Below are 21,767 nucleotides of genomic sequence, written 5' to 3'. Positions count from 1 at the left end.
TGACGACAGGGAGGCGGGCATGGGGAAGGCCGAGGGCTACCACCACGGGAACCTGCGGAGGGCGGTGCTGGACGCCGCGCTGTCCGCGATCGAGGAGTCCGGCCCGTCCGGCTGGAGCCTGCGGGAGCTGGCGCGGCGGGCGGGGGTGTCGCACGCGGCGCCCGCGCACCACTTCGGCGACAAGACGGGCGTGCTGACGGCGGTCGCCGCGGAGGGGTTCGAGCTGTTCGCGGACTGCCTGGAGCGGTCGGCGGGGGATCCGTACGGCTCGGGCGTGGCGTACGTGCGGTTCGCGGTGGACCACCGGCCGTACTTCGAGGTGATGTTCCGGCCGGAGCTCTACCGGGCGGACGACCCGGAGATGGCGGCGGCCCGGGAGCGCGCGGGCGCGGTCCTGGCGACGAGCGCGCGCAAGCTGTCCCCGGGCGAGGGCTCGGACCGCGCGACGACGCTCGCGGCGTGGTCGCTGGCGCACGGGTTCGCCAGCCTGTGGCTCAACGGGGCCCTGCCTGAGAGCCGCGAGGGGGGAGACGTCGAGGAGCTCGCCCGCGAGGTGCTCCGGCTGGTCTTCGCGCGTCCGGATCAGCCCTCGGAGTAGCCCCCGGAGTGTCCGGAGTATCCGGAGTGTCCGGAGTGGGAAGTCGGCGGGTCCGACTTCCCACTCCGCGGGTGCCGTCTAGCGGCGCTCGATGACCACGGACTCGATCACCACGGGCTCGACCGGCCGGTCGCCGGGGCCGGTGGAGGTGGCGGCGATGGCGTCGACGGTCCGCTGGCTCGCGGGGTCGGTGACCTCGCCGAAGATCGTGTGCTTGCGGTTGAGGTGCGGGGTGGCGCGGACGGTGATGAAGAACTGCGAACCGTTGGAGTTCGGCCCCGAGTTGGCCATGGCCAGCAGGTAGGGCTTGGTGAAGAACAGCTCGGGGTGGAACTCGTCGGGGAACTTGTAGCCGGGGCCGCCGGTGCCGTTCCCGAGCGGATCCCCGCCCTGGATCATGAAGTTGGGGATGACGCGGTGGAAGGTCGTCCCGTCGTACAGCGGGGCGGTCGTGGCGGCCCCGGTCTCCGGGTCCGTCCACTCGCGGCTGCCCTCGGCCAGTTCGACGAAGTTGCGGACGGTCTTCGGGGTGTGGAACTGGAAGAGCTTGACGGTGATGTCACCGTGGTTGGTCTTGAGGACGGCGTAGAGCTGCTCGGCGGCCATGGGGTCACCCTCCGGTCGGTGGGACGGACCGGCCGATCCTGCCATGCGGAGCCCGGCGCCCGCCCGGGGGCCGCGCACCGCACCGCCGGTCCTCGCCGCGGTCCCGCCGGAGGCACCCGGACGGGTGGGCGTCACCCCGCCCCCGGCGCGCCCGCCCGGCACGCCCGACCTCCGCGCGGTACCCCTTCTCTGCACGCGCGCCACCACCCCCACCACCCCACCGAAACGGGTACCCCATGACCCTCCGCCGCCTGGCGCAGGCCGCCCTGGTCCTCGCCCTCGCCTGCCCGGCCGTTCCCACCACCGCCTGGGCGGCGGCCCCCGCCCCCGCCGTCCGCGAGATCCTCCAGCCGCCGCTCCCGGTCGAGGCCCTCCCGCCGCAGGTCGAACAGGCCTGCCGGATCTGGCGGGACCTCGACTGGCCCACCAACTCCCACCCGGTCGACTTCCCGCTCCCCGACAAGGAGTTCATCCGCGGCAGCAACCCGTACCGCAACCGCAGCGGCGACCTCCCGTCCGGCGGTGCGTATCACGAGTACGACGTCAACCCCCGCCCCACGCCCGCCACCCATCGCGACGCCGAGCGCCTGGTCCGCGACCAGGCCACCACGCAGGTCTGGTACACCGCCGACCACTACGCCAACTTCCGCGAGATCTCCGGCGGTTGCTGACGTGGCGGACGACGCGCCGCTCGGCCCGGCCCGGTGGGACCTCCTGCCGGGCCGGGCCTGGGCCGGCTTCGCCACCGCCACCCACCGGCTCCGCCTCGTCCGCGGCGACCACTGCCGCACCAAGCCGGCGCTCTTCGCCGAGTGGGCCCGGGCCCTCTCCTTCCCCGGCTACTTCGGCCACAACTGGGACGCCTTCGAGGAGTGTCTCACCGACACCCTCCACCCACCCGGCGCCACCGCCCCCACCCGCCTGCTCGTCCTCGTCACCGCCACCGAGGCCCTCCTCGCCGACGAGCCCCCCGCCCAACTCGCCCTGCTCCTCGCCATCCTGGACACCGCCGCTACCCCCGCCCCCGACCCCCCGCTCCGCATCCTCTTCACCACCACTCCGCCTCAAGCCACCCCCACCCAGCACCGCCTCCGCACCGCCACCCACCCCCGCTGAGCGGGCATGGGTGTGGCCGGCGCCCCCAGTGCGCCGGCCGGGTGTCTCCCCAGGTCCCTCCGGTGTCAGTCGTCCTGGTCGCCTCCCAGGGGGGTCTGCTGGCGGAGGGAGACGCGGTTGCCGTCCGGGTCGACGGCCTCGATGCGGATGCCGAAGGGGTAGGCCTCGGGCTCGGGGCGGTCGAAGACCACGCCGCGGGACCGGAACACCTCGAAGTCCTTCTTCAGGTCGTCGGATTCCAGGATGATCGGGCCGGGGGTGCCCGCCACCTCGCCGGGCCGGCCGGCGGACGCGGCGTGCGGCCAGAGGATGATCTCGAACGGGTGGCCGTGGGCGCCCACGGTGAGGAAGCGCCCGTCCGGGCCCGGGTAGTCGATCCGCTTCTCCAGGCCCAGCTGTTCCGTGTAGAACCGCAGCGCGCGGTCCTGGTCCGTGACGTACACGGTGACGTACATGACCTTCGTGAGCACGGTGGTGCCCCTTCCGTCGGGTGGTCCGTGGTGTGCCTCGCTGCCTCCCTGACGGATCGCGGCCGATGGATGTGACAACCGCGCGCACAGGAAGTCGGACCGGCCGACTTCCCACTCCGCGCCCGCCCGCCGCCGCGCGAGTTCTGTCGCCGTGCGTCATCGCGCCGCTACGTTGGGTCGCACCGGCGGGGCCGTGACGGAGCCGCCCCGCCCTCCGGAAGGGGTAGACGCATGATGCGACGCACCGCAGCGGTCCTCGGGACCTGGCTGACGGCAACCGCCCTCGCCTTCGCCGTCGCGAACAGCGCGTACGCGGCCCACGGCGCCCTGATCATCGACGGGGGCGCCCACCCGAACCCCAGCGGCTGCTTCATGCTGGGCGACTTCGTCCAGCCGACGGTGACCAACCTGACGGACTCGGTCGTCGAGGTCTGGAACGGCGTGGACTGCACGGGCCGGCTCACGCACTTCATCGCCCCCGGCGACACCTACCGGCCGATCGCCGGCCGGAGCGTCTTCGTCCCCTAGCGCGACACCGCGACACCGCGACGCCCGGCCCGCGGGCCTCAGAGCGGCTGGAGCCGGGTGCGCAGGAGGCAGAATTCGTTGCCCTCGGGGTCCGCCAGTACGTGCCAGGACTCGGCGCCGGTCTGGCCGATGTCGGCGGGCCGGGCGCCGAGGGCGAGCAGCCGCTCCAACTCGGCGTCCTGGTCGCGGTCGGTGGCGTTGAGGTCGAAGTGCAGCCGGAGCTTGCCGGTGCGCGGGTCGTCGCTGGGGACGAGGAGGAGGGTGGGCTGCGGGCCGCCGAAGCCGCCGTCGGGCGATCCGATCTGGATGGACCCGTCGTCCTCCCGGCCGAGTTCGACGTAGCCGAGCGCCTCGCACCAGAAGGCGGCGAGCAGTTCGGGGTCGGCGCAGTCGAGCAGCAACTCACTGATGCGGCATGCCATGCCGGTCAGTCTAGGCGGGCGGGCGACGCCCACATTCGTAAACTTTGGTTTCCAAAAGCCCATCTCGACAACTATAGTTGTCGCATGATGGAGCCTCAGATCACCACCGAAGAGCAGGCCGAACTCGCCAAGTCCCTCCTCGACGCCCTCGATCCGCTCGCCATCGCCGTCCGCTCCCGGGCGACCGGCCTCCCCGAGAGCCGCCTGTGGGACGCCGATCCGGCCGACGTCGCCCTGACCGTGCTCGCCACCTGGAAGATCGTGGACGCCGAGGTCAAGCGCCTGACGGCGATCGCGGCCGGCACCGCCGGGGCCTACGGCGCGAGCTACGAACAGCTGGGCGCGGCCTGGGGCATCACCCGGCAGGGCGCCCGCAAGAAGTGGCCGGACGCGGTCGGCCGTCCGGCGGCCCCGGCGCCCGTCGTCCTCGAACTCTTCGGCGGAACGGCCGTGCTGACGCAGGATCCGGCCACCGAGGGCTGGACCTGGACGGCCACCGGCGCCGACGGCTCGCCCGGCTCGGCCGACGGCGACCCCGCCCGCACGACCAGGGAGGAGGCGGCCGCCTACGCCGGCGCCTTCCTCCGGGAGCACGCCCGGCCGTAGCCCGCGCCAGGGCGTAGGTCCCGGGACCGATGACCGGAGGGCGCAGGTCCGCTTGGATGGCGGGCGTGGACAACGCGAACCCGTCGAAGCAGCCCGAAGGCCCCCTCACCGACGAGCAGGTGGCCGCCTACCTCGCCCGGATCGGCGCCGACCGTCCCGCCCGGCCCGGCGCCGCCGAACTGGCCCGGCTGCAGGAGGCACACCTGGACGCCGTGCCGTTCGAGAACCTGAGCATCCACCTCGACGAACCCGTCGTCCTGGAACCCGCCGCGCTGCTGGAGAAGATCGTCTCCCGGCGGCGCGGCGGCTTCTGCTACGAACTCAACGGCGCCTTCGCCGAACTCCTCCGCGCCCTCGGCTACCAGGTCGAACTGCTCGCCGCCCGCGTCTTCAACGGCCCGCAGCCCGGCCCGCCGTTCGACCACCTGGCCCTGCGCGTCCTGGCGGACGACACCGCCTGGCTGGTCGACGTCGGCTTCGGCCGGTTCACCCGGCGGCCGCTGCGCCTCGACGAGCGCGGCCCGCAGGCCGACCCCGCGGGCGAGTTCACCCTCGCCCCGCACGGCGACGAGGGCGACCTCGACGTCCTGCTGGCCGGCGAGCCGCAGTACCGGCTCGACCCGCGCATCTGGCAGCTGGCCGACTTCCGGCCGACCTGCTGGTGGCAGACCACGTCCCCCGCCTCGGTCTTCACCCACGGGACCACCTGCTCCCTCCCCACCCCGGACGGCGGCCGGATCACCCTCAGCAGCACCCGCGCGACCGGCGGCACCCGCCTCACCGTCACCGCCCCCGACGGCACCCGCACCGAGGAGGTCCTCGACGAGGAGGCCGCCCTGGCCGCCTATCGCACCCGGTTCGGCCTCACCCTGCCCCGCCTTCCCATCGCCCCCTGACCTGGCGGGGCGCTACGGCAGGCCGAGCATGCGGACGGCGGCATGCGGAGTACGGTGCGCGGCGGGCGTGGGTCCGCGCCGGGTGGCGCGTGCGGGGCCGCGTGCACGCGCAGGATAGTCGCGCGCCGCCCGGTCCGAGTGGATTCGCCGGAATCACACGCCGCGACCGACCGTTCACCGTATGCTGCGCAGGCGCTCGGTCCGGTCGCCCGGACCGTCGCGGACCGGCCAACTCCGCTTCCCGGCAAGGTGGTTCACGCATGAGTCAGACGAGCCCGCGCAAGGACGACGCCGAGGTGACGTTCGAGCAGGTGACCGTCCTGTCCTTCGACGGCCACGGCGGCCGGGTCGATGAACAGGGGCGCGTCCTGCTGATCGACGAGCCGGCCGACGTGACCCGCATCCCGGTGCGGATCGTCCGCGAGGGCATGACGATCAAACGGGTGGCCGGGTACTGGATCAGCTGGTCGGAGTGGTTCGGCCCGGACGACATCCGCAACCACGGGCGCTGGGTCCCCGAGGAGGAGTACGTCCGGCCGTACGAGGGCGGCGTCGACGGGCGGTTGGACGTCAAGGTCTCCGCCTACTGGGCGGTGGAGCGGGAGCCGCAGCGGGCGCGGATCCGGACCAGCGACGCCGTGGTCACCTTCCGCCCGGGGGAGACGCTGCGTGAACTCGTCCTGGAACGCCCGGAGCCGCACCACCCGGCCACCCTGGTCGTCCACCTCACGGACGCCTGGTGGGCCGGCGGCCCGGGCGGCGGCCAGGTGATCCACTACGGCTTCGCGGGCGCCCTGGAGGAGGACGGCGCCGCGTCCGGCGGCGAGGCCGACGGCGAGCCCGTCCACCGCTTCGCCGAGTGCGCCACCGGCCACCTCCGGGCGGTCGCCGTCCGCTGACCCGGGCCCCGGCGAACGGGGCGGGCAGCGCTCACCTGGGCGGCGCAGTTCCGGTTGAGGGGGCCGGCGGGGCGGTGGACGGTGGGAGCGTCCCGTACCGTCCTGCCGCGCGGAGCCGCGCGCCGGTGAGCCCCGAGGGGAACGATGGCGTTCCGCAGAAGCAGCCGTAGGCGGGTCCGCGCCGCCCTGGCGCTCACCGCGGCGGCGGTCCTGCTGGCGGGCTGCTCCTCGCCGTCCGGTGGCGGCACCTCGTCCAGCCCCGCCGTCGGCGACGGTGGCGGTTCGCCCTCCGGTGCCGCCGCGGGGGCGGCGCTGCGGCCGAGCCTGGCCGCGCTGGAGCAGCCACTGACCGGCGACCAGGCCCAGAGCGCACTCGAAGCCTTCTCGACGGCCCTGTACGACGCTGTCGCCCGAGGCGTCAGCCAGGACGACATCTCCGTCGAGCTGCTGAACTGGCGGCTGCGCCAGCTGAGCACCCCGGAGAAGCAGCAGACCTACCTGGCCAACATGACGGCCCTGAACGGCCACATCCTGCCCGTCGGCGGTCCCACCGTCGTCGCCGGAGCCACCACCCCCGCCACCGTCCCCGCCGCCCCGACCCTGGGGGTCGGGGCGGCGGTGGACCAGGACGCCGCCGACCCCGGCGCCAACCTGTCCTTCTACTACGTCAACGGGGTCCTCAACGACGCCGTCACGGCGGAGCAGGGAAAGCAGCTCCTGGAGAAGACCCTGGAGGCGAGGCTGGGGTTCCCCGTCCACATCCGCCTCGCCTACAACAGCTCCACCATCCGCATCGCCATCTCCACCGCCGGTGCCTGCGTCGAATCGCTGCGCGTCACCGAGCACCACACCGTCCCCGAGACGAAGGAACTGGTCAAGGGCGTCTGCCAGCTCAGCGCCTTCGGTGCGGTGGTCATCCCGGCTGCGGTCAAGGAGGACATCAAGCAGACGGTCCTGCAGAAGGTGGCCGACCCGGACTTCGCCTCGGACCCGGTCAACGTCGGCCTGGTGGCGAGCGTGCAGCGCGATCTCAAGGACGGCAAGCGCGTCGTGCTGCTCTCCCACAGCCAGGGCGGCCTGTTCCTGCGCAACGCGCTGCCCAGGATCGGGGCGGGGCAGCCGGTCGGGGCGGTGCTGATCGCGCCGCCGTACGGCAGCGGCCAGGAGCTGAGCGCGGACCCGACCCGTTACGTCATGTTCGAGCACGACTGGCTGATCGACGAAGGGGTGTCCCAGGTCGACTTCACGACCAAGGCCGTCGCGCCGCAGGACGTGTACGACGGCAGCACCGAGTCCGAGTTCGTCATCCACTACCTGGCCAACTACCTGTACTGCGGCTCGGATTCGGCCAAGCAGATCGGCGACCGGACGCGCGAGGCGGTCGACTTCGTCAACCGGATCCCCACCTCCCGGGGCGTCGTGCGCCCCCCGCTGCCCGCCCTGCCCGCACAGCCGGCGGCCGGCTGCCCGGCGCCCACCGAGTCCCCGACCGAGTCCCCGACCGAATCGGCCACCGCGACGCCCACTGAGACACCCACCGCGACGCCCACCGGGTCGCCGACGACGGCACCGGCCGCCGCCTACTACGTCTTCGTCCTCACCAACGTCGCCGACCCGGGGAACATCCTGGTCGGCACCCTCCAGGACGTCACCGGCAAGCGCACCTGCGACTTCACCGACGGCGGGCTCTGCGCCGACGCGGGCGGCGCGGACGTCCCCGTGCAGTACACCCCGCAGCTGGGCCCGTTCGCGACGGAGGAGGAGGCCCGGGCGGCGTACTGCGCGAACGCGCGCGACCCGCACCCCGGCCCGGGCGGGGCCGGCACCAAGGTCTACATCTTCGGCGGGAGCTACTGGGCCGACAACATCACCTTCGGCTGCCCGGCCCCGAGCCAGTAGCCGCCGGCACCGGCACCGCGCCACCGCCCGGCACCGCGCCGCCCGGGGTCGCCTCCCACCCCGCCCGCATCCCGACCCTGCGGGCGGGCACCCCGGCCCAGACCTCGCCGGGGCCGGTCGAGCGGGTGAGCACCGCGTTGGCGCCCACCACGGTGCCCGCGCCGACGGTCAGCACCCCCTCCTTGCAGACCACCTTGGCCCCGGCGCACAGCACCGCGCCGTCCTCCACCACCACCCGCCGCATCGGGCTCGACTCCTGCGGCACCCACGGGTCGGCCCGGCCGACGGTCACGCCGTTGTACAGCGTCACACCGGCGCCGAGCGTGGTGTACGGGTGCAGCACGGTGCCGAAGCCCCGGTGGAAGACGATCAGGCCCGGCCCGACCTCGGCGGCGGCCGGCACCTCCATCCCGTAGACGGCGAGCGCCTCCTGGACCAGGCGGCCCAGGAGGCGGTGACGGCGGCGGTAGATCAGCGCGGTGACGAGTGACATCCACCCATTGTGTCGGCGGTGTTACGGAAGGTCACGGCGAATCGCGGTCGGGCGATCGCGGTCACTTGACGTCCGGCACGGGGGAGTCGTTCTTGAAGGCGTCGAAGACCTGCTTCGCCTTGGCGGTGTCCCACTTGACCGCCGACTCCCCGGTGTTGGTCTTGAAGTCCGGGTTGGCGATCGGCACGGTGATGCTCTTGCCGCTGCCGCCGTTGACGTCCTTCATGGCGAGGAACAGCTCGCCGAGGTCGGTCAGCCCGGCGTCGTCGTCGACGATCAGCGTGCCGAGGCCGGAGGAGACCAGCGGGTAGAAGGTGAACGGGTTGAGCAGGGTGACCGGCGAGGCGGCCTGCTTGGCGAGCGCGCCGAGGAACTTCTGCTGGTTGCGCATCCGGCCGAGGTCCTGGTCGGCCATCTGGTGGCGCTGGCGGACGAAGGCGAGCGCCTGGGTGCCGGTGAGGCTCTGGCAGCCGGCCTTGAGGTCGAGCCCGGAGTCCTTGTCCTTGACGTCCTGCTCGATGCACATGTCCACGCCGCCGACCGAGTCGACGATCCCGACGAAGCCGGCGAAGCCGATCTCGGCGTAGTGGTCGATGCGGATGCCGGTGTTCGTCTCGACGGTCTGCGCGAGCAGCTTGCCGCCGCCCGCCGCGAAGGCGGAGTTGATCTTCGAGGTGGTCGCCTTGACCGGCTTGCCGTTCTCGCCCGGGTGCTCCGGGATCGGGACCCAGGAGTCGCGCGGGATGCTCATCAGGGTGTTCCCGTTCTCCCCGACGTGCAGGATCATCATCGAGTCGCTGCGCTTGCCGCCCGCGTGGCCGGTGTGCAGGTCCTCCTCCTGGGCGTCGGAGAGGCCGTTGCGGCTGTCGGAGCCGACGATCAGCCAGTTGGTGCCCTTGCCCGCGGCCGGGCGGCCGGGGTAGTCGGCGAGCACGTTCTCGTGGTTGAGCTTGGAGTCGGCCCAGAACCAGGTGGAGACGGCGGTGAGCATCATCGCGATGAGCACGCCGAAGACCGACCACTTGACGATCCGGCGCCGCGGCCAGCGCGACGGACGGGCGGCGGGCGGCTGCGTCCCGCCGGGGGCTATCGGGCCGCCGGGCGCGCCGGGGCCGCCGCTGCCGGCGGGACCTCCGGGAGTACCGGGACCGCCCTGCGCCGGTACGGTCGGCCGCGCGCCGGGCTGACCGCCCGGTCCCGGCTGCCCGTACCCCTGGGCGGGGCCGTACCCGGGCGGGGCCTGCTGCGGCTGCGGCTGGCGCGCCTGCTGGGGTGGCTGGGGCTGCCGGGGGGCCGGCGCGCCCGGCCCGCGCGGGTTCAGCGAGGAGGGCAGCGGCGGCTCGGCCGCCGTGCCGCCACCGGCGGGCCCGTACGCGCCGCCACCGCCGCCGTTGCCGCCGCCGTACGGGTTCCCGCCGCCGCCCGGGCGGCCCTCCTGCCACGTGTTCATGTGGGGAAGGATGCCCGACGCGGGCGCCGGTGACTCCCCCCGGGGGCCCTCACCAGGGCGCTTGTATCCGTTTTGATGCACGCGCCGGATCGTTCCGCGGCAAGGTCGCGGATCCGCGCACGCACCGGACGTGCACCGACCGTCACCGGGGGACCCCCGTCTCACCATCCGTCTCACCTGGTGTTCGGCTGGCGGGACGATCCCTTGACCGGCTCGAACGCTGCGTGTTTGCATGACTGCCATGGATCAGCGATGGACTCTCACGCGTCGGCGGCACGTCGACCTGCTGCGTGTGTCCTGTTCGCTCTGTTGTGGCTGACGCGCGCCCGTCGAACCCCACCACTCCTCCTTCCCCCGCCTTCCCGACGCTGCCCGCGTAGCGCGCCCCCTGCTGCCCGCCCGTCGGCCGGCCCGCCCCCGTCCGCCCGGCCGGCCGGTGCGCCCGCCGGTCCGCGACCGGCGCCCCGCGCTGCCGAAGCGTCGTCCCCGCTTCCTCTCCGAGGTGAACCCATGGCCACCGTCCTGTCCGTCTCCGGCTCCCCGTCCGCGACCTCCCGCACCACCCGCCTGCTGCGCCACGTCGACGCGCGGCTCGCGGAGCTCGGCCACCACGTCGTCCCGTTCGAGGTGCGCAGCCTGCCGGCGCACGCGCTGCTCTCCGCCGACCTGTCGCACCCCGAGATCGCGGCCGCCCTGGAGCTGTTCGCCGAGGCGGACGGCGTGGTGATCGGCACCCCGGTCTACAAGGCCGCGTACTCGGGCCTGCTGAAGACGCTGCTGGACGTGCTGCCGCAGTACGCGCTGCGCGACAAGGCGGTGCTGCCGCTCGCCACCGGCGGCTCCACCGCGCACGTGCTGGCGGTGGACTACGCGCTGCGCCCGGTGCTCAGCTCGATGGGCGCCGGCCACATCACCCAGGGCTGGTTCGTGCTCGACCGCCACATCACCGTCCGGGAGGACGGCACGACCGCGATCGAGCCCGAGACCGAGCTGCTGCTGGGGCCGGTCGTGGACGCCTTCGCCGACGCCCTCGACCGCCGCGCCGCCCCGGCGCCCGCGCTCGCCTCCTCGTGACGTCGGGGCCCCGTACGGGCCGACCCTGACGAGGGGTGCGGCGACCCCTAGGGGGAGGGGCGCCGCACCCCGTACAACTACGGTTGGGCCGCTTCCTCCCGTCGGATGACGAGGTGGAAGGGGGTCGACTCCTAACGTGGTGCACGTCCCCGCCAGTCCCGGCCGGGCCCGATCCGGTCGGGTCCGGGACTCCGGTTCACCGGGAGGGTGGGGCTAGCTCCCGGTCGAAAACTATCCCTGGCGAGATGTCGCGACAGGGGTGGTGCGGACGAGGCTGGGGGGCAACGGGTGGGCCCACTTCTTAGGAGACGACAGTGACGACGGCAGCAGCAGCCGTGTACGACCCCCAGCTTCCCGGCGGTGCCCCCGCCGTCGCCGCCTCGGCCCGTCAGGTGACCAAGTCCTACGGATCCGGCGAGACCAGGGTCACCGCCCTGGACGCGGTCGACGTCGACATCCAGCGCGGCCGGTTCACCGCGATCATGGGCCCCTCGGGCTCCGGCAAGTCGACCCTCATGCACTGCCTCGCCGGGCTGGACACGGTGACCCAGGGCCGGATCTGGATCGGCGAGACCGAGATCACCGGGCTGAAGGACAAGCAGCTCACCAGACTCCGGCGGGACAAGATCGGCTTCATCTTCCAGGCGTTCAACCTTCTCCCGACGCTGAACGCGCTGGAGAACATCACGCTCCCGATGGACATCGCCGGCCGCAAGCCGGACGCCGCCTGGCTGGACCGGGTGGTGGAGACGGTCGGCCTGTCCGGACGGCTGAAGCACCGTCCGACCCAGCTCTCCGGCGGCCAGCAGCAGCGCGTCGCGGTGGCCCGGGCGCTGGCCGCCCGCCCCGAGATCATCTTCGGCGACGAGCCCACCGGGAACCTCGACTCCCGCTCCGGCGCCGAGGTGCTCTCCTTCCTGCGCCGCTCGGTCGACGAGCTGGGCCAGACCATCGTCATGGTCACCCACGACCCGGTCGCCGCCGGCTACGCGGACCGCGTGCTCTTCCTCGCCGACGGCGTGATCGTCGACGAGATGTACGCCCCGACGGCCGACTCCGTCCTCGAACGCATGCGCCGTTTCGACGGCAAGCGCACCAGCTGAGCGGGCGGGGTACCGGATCATGCTGCTCAAGACGTCACTGCGGAGCTTCTTCGCCCACAAGGGCCGGATGGTGCTCTCGCTGATCGCGGTCGTGCTGTCGGTCGCGTTCGTGTCCGGGACGCTGGTGTTCTCCAACACCGCGACCAGCACCTTCGACAAGCTGTTCGCCTCGACCGCCTCCGACCTCGCCGTCGGGCCGGCCAAGCCCGAGTTCGGCGCGGAGAACGACAACCGGGCCAAGGCCCGGACGATACCCGCCGACAGCGTCCAGAAGGTCGCCGCGGTCCCCGGGGTGAAGACGGCGATCGGTCAGGTCTCCGTCCAGAGCGCCACCCTGGCCGACCCGGCCACCAACAAGGCGGTGGGCCCGACCAGCGGCGCGCCGACCATCGTCGGCAACTGGGCGGACACCCCGCGCAACCCGACCGAGATCACCTCCGGCCACCTGCCGCAGGGCCCCGACCAGGTGGTGCTCGACGCGGACACCGCCAAGAAGGCCAAGCTCGGCCTCGGCGGCAAGCTGCGCGTGATCCTCGCGGACGGCAAGCACGACCTCACCATCGCCGGCATCGCCACCTTCAAGACCACCAACCCCGGCGCGGCGCTGGCCTTCCTGGACACCGCCACCGCGCAGAACCTCCTGCTCGGCCAGACCGCCTTCACCTCGGTCGAGGCGTTCGGCGACGGCAGCCGCACCAACGACCAGCTCAAGGCCGACGCGCTGGCCAAGCTCGGCGCCGGCTACCAGGCCAAGACGGCCGCCGAGCAGAAGGAGGAGAGCGCGAAGGACGTCGGCTCCTTCCTCGACTTCATGAAGTACGCGATGCTCGGCTTCGCCGGGGTCTCGCTGCTGGTCGGCGGCTTCCTGATCATCAACACCTTCTCGATGCTGGTCGCCCAGCGCACCCGGGAGATCGGCCTGCTGCGCGCCGTCGGCGGCAGCCGCAAGCAGGTCAACCGCTCGGTGCTGGTGGAGGCGCTGATCCTCGGCGTGGTCGGCTCGACGCTCGGCATCGGCGCCGGCCTCGGCCTGGCGGTCGGGCTGATCCAGCTGATGAACGCGATCGGCATGCACCTCAACGCCGGTGATCTGCAGATCGGGCTGGACGTGCCGGTCGCCGGGTACGCGGTGGGCGTCGTGATCACCGTGCTCGCGGCCTGGATCCCGGCCCGCCGGGCCAGCCGGATCGCGCCGATCGCCGCCCTGCGCGACCATGGCACCCCGGCCGAGCCCCGCTCCAACACCGTCCGGGCGATCGTCGGCGCGGTGCTGACGGTGGCCGGCGGTGGCCTGCTGGTGCTGGCCGCCGAGGCGGAGAAGGCGGCCACCGGCGGCCGGTACATCGGGCTGGGCGTGCTGCTCACCCTGATCGGCTTCGTCGTCCTCGGCCCGCTGCTGGCCACCACCGTGGTCCGGGTGCTCGGCGCGCTGCTGCCGGCCCTGTTCGGCCCGTCCGGCAAGCTCGCCCAGCGCAACGCGATGCGCAACCCGCGCCGTACCGGCGCCACCGCCGCCGCGCTGATGATCGGTCTGGCGCTGGTGATCGGCGCCTCGGTCTTCACCTCCTCGGTGATCAAGTCCACCAACCAGCAGATCGACCGCTCGGTGGGCGCCGACTACATCATCCAGGCCGGCCAGAACGGCCTCTCCCCGGAGATGGTCACCGCCGTCCAGAAGACCGCGGGCATGGACCACGTCACCGAGCAGAAGTCCCTGGACGCGCGCTTCACCACGCCGGACGGCCAGACCAAGGAGAGCAGCGTCGCCGCGGTCACCGGGCGGTTCACCGAGGACTTCCGGATGCCGGTCAAGGAGGGCTCCGCCGACTCGCTGAAGCAGGGCGCGCTGGCGATCGGCGAGGACTACGCCAAGGACCACGGGCTCAAGGTCGGCGACACCGTCAAGGTCGACTACGCCAAGGGGTACAGCCAGGCGCTGCCGGTCGGCGTCATCATGAAGAAGGGCAACTCGCTCTTCGACGGCGCCACCTTCGCCGCCCTCGACACCGTCGCCAAGGCGGTGCCGGTCGCCGAACTGCCGGTGGACGCCGCGATCTTCGGCAAGGCCGCCGCCGGGGCGGACGTCGCCAAGACGCTCACCGCGCTGCAGGACTCGCTCAAGGAGTACCCGCAGGTCTCGGTCCGCGACCAGGCCGGCTACAAGGACCTCGTCCAGGAGCAGGTCAACACCCTGCTCTACATGATCTACGGCCTGCTCGGCCTGGCGATCGTGGTCGCGGTGCTCGGCGTGGTCAACACCCTGGCGCTGTCGGTGGTCGAGCGGACCAGGGAGATCGGTCTGCTGCGGGCGATCGGGCTCTCCAGCCGCCAGCTGCGCCGGATGATCCGGCTGGAGGCGGTGGTGATCGCCCTGTTCGGCGCGGTCCTCGGCACCGTGCTCGGCCTGGCCTGGGGCATCACCGGTCAGCAGGTGCTGGAGTCGCAGGGCCTGGAGGCGCTCGCCGTCCCGGTCCCGACGATCCTCTTCACCCTGGCCGCCTCGGTGGTCATCGGCCTGCTGGCCGCCCTCATCCCGGCCTTCCGGGCCGGGCGGATGAACGTCCTCGCGGCGATCGCGACGGACTGACCGGGAGGCGACCCCCGGTTCGGGGGACCGGGGGTCGCACTCGGGGACAGGGGCAGGGCGCCGGCGGGCGTCCTGCCCCTGCCGTCGTCGCGGCTCGCGGACGACCGGTCGCTCAGGGGCAGATGATGTCGCTCGCCTTCTCGGCGCCGGTACCGGTGCCGGTACTCGCACTCGGACTCGCGCCCGCCGTCGCTGCGCCCACCGTCGCCGCGCTCGCCGTCGTCGCGCCCACCGGACCCGCTGCCACCACCCCGGCCCCCGTTTCGCCCGCCGCCCCGGAGGGCGTCGCGCCCGGCTGCGGGGGAGGCGGGGCGGGCACCGCCGTCGGACTCGCCGCCGCTGCCCCCGTCGCCGTCGGACCCGCCGTCGGGGACGCTGCCGGGTGGTCCGAGCCCGCGTAGAGCTGGAGGGTCGGCCCCAGCCCGGGCACCGGCGTCAGCTCGGCTTCCGGCAGCGCGCCCGCCAGCGTCCGGGCCGACTCGGCCCAGCGCGGGTCGTAGCGGATCACCGTCCGGGAGGCCGCGGTACCGACCGGGGCGTTGGACGGCGCGCCGGTGGTGGCGAACCCGGCCCGCCGCAGCTCGGCGTCGACCCGGGCGCCCAGCCCGGCCACCCCCGCCGCGTTGAACACCTGGACGTGCACCTGCTCCGCCGCGACGGTCGGCACCGCCGTCGCCGAGGCCCCCGCCCCGACACCCGCCGTCGCCGCAGCCCCCTCCGCGGCACCCGCCGCCGCCTCCCTCGCCGCACCCGTCAGCGGCCGTCCCTCCCGCACCGCGTCGAACAGCTCCCGCGCGCCCGCCTTGTCCCACAGCACCGTCGACCCCCACCCGGGCACCGGGTGGTCCACCGCGGTCAGTGGCACGGTCGCGAAGTCGGCCCGCCCGGCCGTGAGGTCCTTCATCCGGCTCGCCAGGGTGAGCAGGTCGTCCGCGGTGAGCCCCTGGTCGGCCTTGACCGAGCCGAGCAGACTGTCGGCCACCCGGGCCAGCCGGACCGGGTTAAGCAGGGTGCCGCCGTCGGTCACCTGGTGCAGCAGCTGGGCGACGAGCTTCTGCTGCCGGCGCATCCGCCCCAGGTCGGAGCTGCCGTCCACGTGCCGGGCCCGGACGTAGCGGAGCGCGCCCGCGCCGTCCAGGGTGCTGGTGCCGGCCGGCAGTTCGAGGCCGGAGTACTCGTCCCGGAGCGGCCGGGAGGTGCAGACCCGGACCCCGCCGACGGCGTCCACGGCCGAGACGAACCCGGCGAAGTTCAGCTGGAGGTAGTGGTCGATCCGCAGTCCGGTGTTCTGCTCGACGGTGGCGACGGTCAGTTGCGGGCCGCCCAGCCCGTAGGCGGCGTTGATCTTTCCCTTGCCGGCCGGGACCTCCTTGCGGCTCACCCGGTCCCGGTGGGCGGGGATGTCGACGTAGGAGTCCCGCGGAATGCTGATCACACTGGCCCGGGAGCCGTCCCCGGAGAGCTGGAGGAGCATCATCGTGTCGGTGCAGTGACAGGACTCGCCCCCGGCGTGCAGCACCTCCTTGAGCATCCGTTCCGGGATGCCGGCGCGCTCGTCGGTGCCGACCACCAGGAAGGTCGTGGAGCCGTCGTCCGCGGGCCGGGCCCGGTCGTTGCTGAAGGCGTCGACCCGGTCGATCGCACCGATGCCGTGCAGGACCGCCCACCCGCTGCCGGAGGTGGCGAGGATGCCGAAGGCGATGCCGGCGGCCAGCCGGCGGGGCCAGCGGCGCCGCCGTTCGGACGGGGCGCCGGGCCGTTCGGAGGAGGCGTCGGCCGGGCCTCCGGGCAGGGTGGAACGGGGGGAGACGGGCATCTCTCGGATGGTAGGGGCGCCCTCAGTCGGGCCGGGTGAGGGCGCGCCGGGGCAGGGCGGTACGGTGGGCCCCGATCGGCGAAACGTTCCTCCGGCAATCCTCCGGGCCCGGCGAAGCATTGCCGCCCAGACCGGGACAAGACGGCACCCCTCCCGCACCGGTACGGTTGGCCCCGATGAACACCAAGGCTGCTGAGGAGCTGCCGGCGGTCTCCGTGATCATGCCGGTGCTCAACGAGGAACGACACCTGCGCACGGCCGTCCGGCACATCCTGGAACAGGACTACGCCGGGCCGATGGAGGTGGTGATCGCCCTCGGTCCGTCCTCCGACCGCACCGCGCAGATCGCCGCCGAACTCGTCGCCGAGGATCCGCGCGTCCGGACCGTGGAGAACCCCACCGGGCGCACCCCCGCGGGGCTGAACGCCGCCATCCGCGGCTCCCGCCACCCGATAGTGGTCCGCGTCGACGGCCACGGCCTGCTGACCCCCGGCTACATCACCACCGCGGTCCGGCTGCTCGGCGAGATGGAGGCCGCCAACGTCGGCGGCATCATGCACGCCGAGGGCGAGACCGAGTGGGAGAACGCGGTCGCCGCCGCGATGACCTCCAAGATCGGCGTCGGCAACGCCGCCTTCCACACCGGCGGCCTGGCCGGCCCGGCGGACACCGTCTACCTCGGGGTGTTCCGGCGCGAGGTGCTGGAGCGCCTCGGCGGCTACAACGAGGAGTTCGTCCGGGCCCAGGACTGGGAGCTCAACTACCGCATCCGGCAGGACGGCGGCCTGGTCTGGTTCACCCCGCAGCTGCGCGTCACCTACCGGCCCCGTCCCAACGTCCGGGCGCTGGCCAAGCAGTACAAGGACTACGGCCGCTGGCGCCGGGTGGTCACCCGCTACCACCGGGGCTCGGTCAACCTGCGCTACCTCGCCCCGCCGGCCGCCTTCCTCGGCGTCACGCTGGGCTTGGTGCTCGGCGCGGCCGTCCACCCGGTCTTCCTCGCCGCCCCCGCCGCCTACCTGCTCGGCATCGTCGGCGGCGCGCTGGTCGAGGGGCGCGGCCTCTCGGCGAAGGCCAAGGCGCTGCTCCCGGTCGCCTTCGCGACCATGCACCTCAGCTGGGGCTTCGGCTTCCTCACCTCGCCGCGCTCGCTGGCCCGCAAGGTGATCGGCAGCCGCGCCCCCGCCGCCACCGACGTGGTCGCCCAGCACCGCTGACCCGCCGGCCTCCGAACGACCTCGACCTCCGAACGACCTCGCCTCCGAACGACCTCGGCCGCCATCCGGCCAATCCCGCGGACCCGCCCTCTCGGCCCCGCGCCCGGCACTATCGTCGGTCGCCATGGGGACAGTCGAGAGCGGGTCCGCCGCCGTTTCCGGGGTCCGGATCGAGCCCACCGCCGACGTCGACGAGCGGGCGGCCCTCGGTCCCGGGACGACCGTCTGGCACCTCGCCCAGGTGCGCGAGGACGCGGTGATCGGCGCGGACTGCGTCATCGGCCGCGGCGCCTACGTCGGCCCGGGCGTGCGCATCGGCGACCGGGTCAAGCTGCAGAACCACGCGCTGGTCTACGAGCCGGCGGTGCTGGAGGACGGCGTCTTCGTCGGCCCCGCCGCCGTCCTCACCAACGACCGCTACCCGCGCTCGGTGGACGTCGACGGCCGGCTCAAGCGCGGCGAGGACTGGCAGGCCGACGGGGTGACGCTCCGTCGGGGCTGCTCGATCGGCGGCCGCGCCGTCCTGGTCGCCGGGGTGACGGTGGGCCGCTGGGCCCTGGTCGCGGCCGGCGCGGTGGTGCACCGGGACGTCCCGGACTTCGCCCTGGTGGCCGGGGTCCCGGCCCGCCGGATCAAGTGGGTCGGCCGGGCCGGCGAGCCGCTGGAACCGGACGGCCGGGACGGCCCGGACGGCTGGCGCTGCCCGCGCACCGGCGAGCGGTACCGGGAGGCCGACGGCGTGCTCACCCCGCTCGACGAGTAGCCGCAGCGGGCTACTTCGCGCAGACGTCGGTGTCGTCGGCCTGGACCCGCTGGAGGTCCTTCGGCGCCTCGCTGGGCACCGCACCCGGGGTCGCGGCGGTCGCCGCCGCCGTGGCGGGCGCGTCCTTGCCGAGCACGAGCACCAGTCCGTCCTTGGCGCCGAGCTTCGGGTCCGCCTTGACCGCGTCGGCCGACAGGCCCAGCGCGGTGGCCAGCGCCGTCGCCTCGGCGGCCTTCCCGGCCGGGTGGGAGATCGTCGTGGCGGTGGCGAGGGGCGCGTTGGCGGAGGTCGCGGCCTTGGCGTAGCCCTTCGTCTGGAGCCGGTCGACGGTCTGTTGCGCCTGCCCGGGCGTCCCGCTGCCGTTGCGCACCGTCACCCGCAGGTCCTTCGCGCCCACCACCGGAGCGGCCTCCGGGGTCACCGGGGCCGCCGATGCCGACGGCGCCGCCGACGGGGTGGACGCGGACGGCGTTGCCGGCGTCTCCGGTGCCGGGGTCGCGGTCCCGGTCAGCGAGCGGTCGTTGCCGACCATCGAGAACAGCTGACCGGCGTCCGGCTGCTTGAGCACCAGCCGGTTCTCGTCCGCCGGGTCGTCCAGCACCGGCACGGTGGTGAAGGTGATGTTTCCGGTGTCGACCTTGCCGACGTCCAGCGCGAGGTCCTTCAGCTTGTCGACGCTGCCGATCCCGGAGTCGACGGTGAGCGCCTTGGTGGAGGCGTCCGCGAGCTTCCACAGCTTGGCCGGGTTGGTCAGCGTGTCGCCGCTCTTGATCGAGCGGATCATCGAGCTGATGAACTGCTGCTGGAGCGGGATCCGGGTGAGGTCCCCGCCCAGTCCGACGGCGTGCCGGGTGCGGACGAAGGCCAGCGCCTCGTCGCCCTGGACGACGTGCCGGCCCTTGCTCATCTTCAGGTGCGAGTCCGGGTCGTTGATGTCCTTGGCCGCGCACACCTCGACGCCGCCGACGGCGGTGGAGAGCGTCTTCACGGCGTCGAAGTTGACCATCACGAAGTGGTCGACCCGGATCCCGGTCATCTTCTCGACGGTCTTCCAGGTGCAGCCCGGGTCGCGGCCCTCCTGGCCGAGGCTGTTGTTGAACATCGTGCGCGCAGTGGCCGGGATCGCCTTCCCGTCCGGCGCCTGGCACTCCGGAACCGGCACCATGAGGTCGCGCGGGATGCTCAGCACCGTGGCGTTGCTGCGGTCCTTGGCCACGTGGAACAGCAGCGTGGTGTCGGCGTGCCCGGCGCTGCCCTCGTCGCCGTACTGGCGGCCCAGGCCCTCCCGGCTGTCGGTGCCGATGACCAGGATGTTGAGCGCGTCGCCGACCGGCTTGGGCCGCTCCGCCTCGTCGCCCAGCTGCACCTTGACGGCGGTGATGTTGTTGTTGAAGTGCTGGTACGCGTAGTACGCGCCGCCGCAGCCGGCCACCAGGGCGAGCGCGCCGATGCCGCCGGCCCACTTCAGCAGCCGTCGGCGGCGGTTGCGCTTGGCCGTGCGGGCCCGGCGGTGGGCGGCCCGGCCGCCGCTCGGCGCCGCTTCCGGGGCGGGGTGCCGGCGCTGGGTGGGGATGCCGGGGGCCGGGTCGACCGGGTACGGCCCGGCGTCGTGGACGGGGTTCCGGTCGGCGTCGTGGACGTCCTGCTGCACGGGTCCCCCTCCCTCCGGCCGGTCCGCGGCTCGGCCCGCGGAATTGCGCGACCGACTCGGACACCCTAGACGAGCCGGGTGGGGGAATTGTTCCTGGTGTGATATCCGCCATGTCGCGGAATGGCAATTCGGCGGGCGAATCCGCCCCTTGGGAATTCCCCGGGAGAACTCCACAAGATCGTGATCCGTGTACGAAAAGGTGATCTGACCTGCGGTCAATGCACCGCGCAGGCGTCCACATCGGCGGTCCGCCCCTCGAAGGCCGGGGGAGTGCTCACACTCGGTGACGGCCCGGCCGACGGAGCCGCCGCCGCCGACGCGGACGCCGCCGACGGAGACGCCGGCGTCGAGGGCGCCGCCGCCGAAGCCGTCGCCGAAGCCGTCGCCGAAGCCGTCGCCGAAGCCCCCGCCGAGACCGCGGCCGACGGCGAGGCCTCCGGCGTCGACCCCGGCGGCCGGACGGCCACCGGCCGGTCGTCCCGCAGTGCCGCGAACAGCTGCGTGGTCTGCGGCTGCACGAACTCGTCCCGGTCCGAGTCGAACCGGTACGGCCGCCGCGGCGCGGTCAGGAACACCACGTCCGAGGAGGGGATCCCGCGCAGGTCCTGGGTCAGGTCGTACAGCGCGCCCAGCGAGGACAGCCCGCCGTCGGCCTGGACGGCCGAGGTGGCCGCGTCCAGCACCGGCCACAGCTTGGTCGGGTTGAGCAGCACGTCCTGCGACTGCGCCTTGCGGATCAGCGCCGCCAGGAACTGCTGCTGACGTCCCATCCGCTGGGTGTCGCTGCCGTCGCCGAGGGTCTCCCGGGCCCGGACGTAGCCGAGCGCCTGCTCGCCGTGCAGGGTCTGCCGCCCGGCCGGCAGGTCCAGCTTGGCGTCCTTGTCGTGGATCGCCTGCGGGACGCACACCTCGACCCCGTCGACGGCGTCCACCATCCGCTTGAACCCGGCGAAGTCGAGGATCACGTAGTGGTCGATCCGGATGCCGCTCAGCTGTTCGACGGTGCGGATCGAGCAGGCCGGGCCGCCGGTCTCGAAGGCCGCGTTGAACTGCATCAGGCCGGGCCGGCTGCGGGTGCCGTCCGGCTTCTCGCAGGCCGGGACGGTCACCATGACGTCGCGCGGGATGGAGACGGCGGTCGCGTGCCGGCGGTCCGCCGCCAGGTGGAGCAGGATCGTGGTGTCCGAGCGCCGGCCGCCGGCCGTGCCGTAGGAGGCGTTGGCGCCGGTCCGGTCGTCGCTGCCGATCAGCAGGAGGTTCTCGGCGCCGCGGGCGCCGGCGGTCCGGCTGGGGCGCTCGGCCTCCAGCCGGGCCAGCAGCTGGTCGGTGGTGGAGTCGGTGCGGATGTTGCCGTCGAGCTTGCGGTAGGCGATCCAGAGCACCGCGCCGCAGGCGACCAGCAGGAAGGCGAGGGCGCCGGCGGTGACGATCAGCCACCGCCGGCGCCGCCGCCCGCGCCCGTCGGGCTGCTCGGCCCGGGGGCTCCCGGTCGGGGGGTCGGCGGTCGGGGGGTCGGCGGTCGGGGGGTGCTCGGTGTCGTCCTCGGCCATGGCAGGGATCCCTACCCGCCGGG

The 21,767-nt window shown here is 73.5% G+C and carries 22 protein-coding genes; 14 read left to right on the top strand and 8 right to left on the bottom strand.

The features are described 5' to 3' along the window. Positions 1-19 precede the first annotated feature (19 nt). Positions 20-598 carry a TetR/AcrR family transcriptional regulator gene (locus AB0N76_RS24915; RefSeq protein WP_363560456.1) on the top strand — a complete coding sequence of 193 codons (579 nt, stop codon included), beginning with the start codon at positions 20-22 and terminating at the stop codon, positions 596-598. Positions 599-676: 78 nt separating this feature from the next. Here the strand turns inward: AB0N76_RS24915 and AB0N76_RS24910 are convergent, their stop codons facing one another. Further along, on the bottom strand, positions 677-1,204 hold the full coding sequence (locus tag AB0N76_RS24910) for a peptidylprolyl isomerase (protein WP_363560454.1): 528 nt from the start codon (positions 1,202-1,204) through the stop codon (positions 677-679). Positions 1,205-1,440: 236 nt separating this feature from the next. Between AB0N76_RS24910 and AB0N76_RS24905 the strand changes: the two genes are divergently transcribed. Both AB0N76_RS24905 and AB0N76_RS24900 read left to right on the top strand, forming a co-directional pair. Continuing rightward, positions 1,441-1,875, top strand: coding sequence for a ribonuclease domain-containing protein (locus AB0N76_RS24905; RefSeq protein ID WP_363560452.1), 435 nt, complete (start codon positions 1,441-1,443; stop codon positions 1,873-1,875). 1 nt (position 1,876) lies between these two features. Further along, positions 1,877-2,320, top strand: coding sequence for a barstar family protein (locus tag AB0N76_RS24900; protein WP_363560450.1), 444 nt, complete (start codon positions 1,877-1,879; stop codon positions 2,318-2,320). 65 nt (positions 2,321-2,385) lie between these two features. On the opposite strand, the gene AB0N76_RS24895 is transcribed toward AB0N76_RS24900, so the two are convergent. Further along, on the bottom strand, positions 2,386-2,790 hold the full coding sequence (locus tag AB0N76_RS24895; protein ID WP_363560448.1) for a VOC family protein: 405 nt from the start codon (positions 2,788-2,790) through the stop codon (positions 2,386-2,388). A 231-nt stretch (positions 2,791-3,021) separates the two neighbouring features. On the opposite strand from AB0N76_RS24895, the gene AB0N76_RS24890 reads away from it, so the two are divergent. Then, positions 3,022-3,318, top strand: a complete 297-nt coding sequence (locus AB0N76_RS24890; protein ID WP_363560446.1) for a hypothetical protein — start codon at positions 3,022-3,024, stop codon at positions 3,316-3,318. Between the two features lie 38 nt (positions 3,319-3,356). Here AB0N76_RS24890 and AB0N76_RS24885 read toward each other — a convergent pair whose 3' ends face one another. Further along, positions 3,357-3,740, bottom strand: coding sequence for a VOC family protein (locus AB0N76_RS24885; RefSeq protein ID WP_363560444.1), 384 nt, complete (start codon positions 3,738-3,740; stop codon positions 3,357-3,359). An 84-nt stretch (positions 3,741-3,824) separates the two neighbouring features. Between AB0N76_RS24885 and AB0N76_RS24880 the strand changes: the two genes are divergently transcribed. The 4 genes from AB0N76_RS24880 (at position 3,825) to AB0N76_RS24865 (ending at position 8,040) form a co-directional block, all read left to right on the top strand. Then, on the top strand, positions 3,825-4,346 hold the full coding sequence (locus AB0N76_RS24880; protein ID WP_363560442.1) for a hypothetical protein: 522 nt from the start codon (positions 3,825-3,827) through the stop codon (positions 4,344-4,346). A gap of 65 nt (positions 4,347-4,411) precedes the next feature. Beyond that, a complete protein-coding gene (locus AB0N76_RS24875; RefSeq protein ID WP_363560440.1) occupies positions 4,412-5,242 on the top strand; it encodes an arylamine N-acetyltransferase in 831 nt (276 codons plus the stop codon). 260 nt (positions 5,243-5,502) lie between these two features. After that, positions 5,503-6,141 (top strand): hypothetical protein, encoded by a 639-nt coding sequence (locus AB0N76_RS24870; protein ID WP_363560438.1) that lies wholly within the window; start codon positions 5,503-5,505, stop codon positions 6,139-6,141. Between the two features lie 144 nt (positions 6,142-6,285). Next, positions 6,286-8,040 (top strand): hypothetical protein, encoded by a 1,755-nt coding sequence (locus AB0N76_RS24865; protein ID WP_363560436.1) that lies wholly within the window; start codon positions 6,286-6,288, stop codon positions 8,038-8,040. On the opposite strand, the gene AB0N76_RS24860 is transcribed toward AB0N76_RS24865, so the two are convergent. Both AB0N76_RS24860 and AB0N76_RS24855 read right to left on the bottom strand, forming a co-directional pair. Next, positions 8,009-8,533 carry a hypothetical protein gene (locus tag AB0N76_RS24860; RefSeq protein WP_363560434.1) on the bottom strand — a complete coding sequence of 175 codons (525 nt, stop codon included), beginning with the start codon at positions 8,531-8,533 and terminating at the stop codon, positions 8,009-8,011. The two genes, AB0N76_RS24865 and AB0N76_RS24860, sit on opposite strands and share 32 nt — an antisense overlap. 61 nt (positions 8,534-8,594) lie before the next feature. Continuing rightward, positions 8,595-9,983, bottom strand: a complete 1,389-nt coding sequence (locus AB0N76_RS24855; RefSeq protein ID WP_363560432.1) for an LCP family protein — start codon at positions 9,981-9,983, stop codon at positions 8,595-8,597. A gap of 232 nt (positions 9,984-10,215) precedes the next feature. Here AB0N76_RS24855 and AB0N76_RS24850 point away from each other — a divergent pair, with 232 nt between their 5' ends. From AB0N76_RS24850 to AB0N76_RS24835, 4 genes are all read left to right on the top strand, one after another. Next, a complete protein-coding gene (locus tag AB0N76_RS24850) occupies positions 10,216-10,302 on the top strand; it encodes a putative leader peptide (protein ID WP_350554585.1) in 87 nt (28 codons plus the stop codon). A 191-nt stretch (positions 10,303-10,493) separates the two neighbouring features. After that, positions 10,494-11,057 carry an NADPH-dependent FMN reductase gene (gene ssuE / locus AB0N76_RS24845; protein WP_363560430.1) on the top strand — a complete coding sequence of 188 codons (564 nt, stop codon included), beginning with the start codon at positions 10,494-10,496 and terminating at the stop codon, positions 11,055-11,057. Between the two features lie 335 nt (positions 11,058-11,392). Further along, positions 11,393-12,160 carry an ABC transporter ATP-binding protein gene (locus AB0N76_RS24840; protein ID WP_363560474.1) on the top strand — a complete coding sequence of 256 codons (768 nt, stop codon included), beginning with the start codon at positions 11,393-11,395 and terminating at the stop codon, positions 12,158-12,160. A gap of 19 nt (positions 12,161-12,179) precedes the next feature. Next, positions 12,180-14,747: an FtsX-like permease family protein gene (locus AB0N76_RS24835; RefSeq protein ID WP_363560428.1), complete on the top strand. Its 2,568-nt coding sequence runs from the start codon at positions 12,180-12,182 to the stop codon at positions 14,745-14,747. A 112-nt stretch (positions 14,748-14,859) separates the two neighbouring features. Here AB0N76_RS24835 and AB0N76_RS24830 read toward each other — a convergent pair whose 3' ends face one another. Continuing rightward, entirely contained in the window at positions 14,860-16,563 is a 1,704-nt protein-coding gene (locus AB0N76_RS24830; protein WP_363560426.1) for an LCP family protein, read from the bottom strand. A 176-nt stretch (positions 16,564-16,739) separates the two neighbouring features. On the opposite strand from AB0N76_RS24830, the gene AB0N76_RS24825 reads away from it, so the two are divergent. Next, complete coding sequence (locus tag AB0N76_RS24825; protein ID WP_363560424.1) at positions 16,740-17,780, top strand: glycosyltransferase family 2 protein; 1,041 nt, start codon at positions 16,740-16,742, stop codon at positions 17,778-17,780. A gap of 124 nt (positions 17,781-17,904) precedes the next feature. Further along, positions 17,905-18,543: an acyltransferase gene (locus AB0N76_RS24820; protein ID WP_363560422.1), complete on the top strand. Its 639-nt coding sequence runs from the start codon at positions 17,905-17,907 to the stop codon at positions 18,541-18,543. Between the two features lie 10 nt (positions 18,544-18,553). Here AB0N76_RS24820 and AB0N76_RS24815 read toward each other — a convergent pair whose 3' ends face one another. Further along, positions 18,554-20,194, bottom strand: a complete 1,641-nt coding sequence (locus tag AB0N76_RS24815; RefSeq protein WP_363560420.1) for an LCP family protein — start codon at positions 20,192-20,194, stop codon at positions 18,554-18,556. 215 nt (positions 20,195-20,409) lie between these two features. Next, positions 20,410-21,744, bottom strand: coding sequence for an LCP family protein (locus AB0N76_RS24810; protein ID WP_363560418.1), 1,335 nt, complete (start codon positions 21,742-21,744; stop codon positions 20,410-20,412). Between the last annotated feature and the right edge of the window lie 23 nt (positions 21,745-21,767).

Source organism: Kitasatospora sp. NPDC093806, from assembly GCF_040683335.1.
GTDB lineage: Bacteria > Actinomycetota > Actinomycetes > Streptomycetales > Streptomycetaceae > Kitasatospora.
The sequence above is the reverse complement of the archived record's forward strand: the minus strand, read 5'-3'. Positions and strand labels throughout refer to the sequence as shown.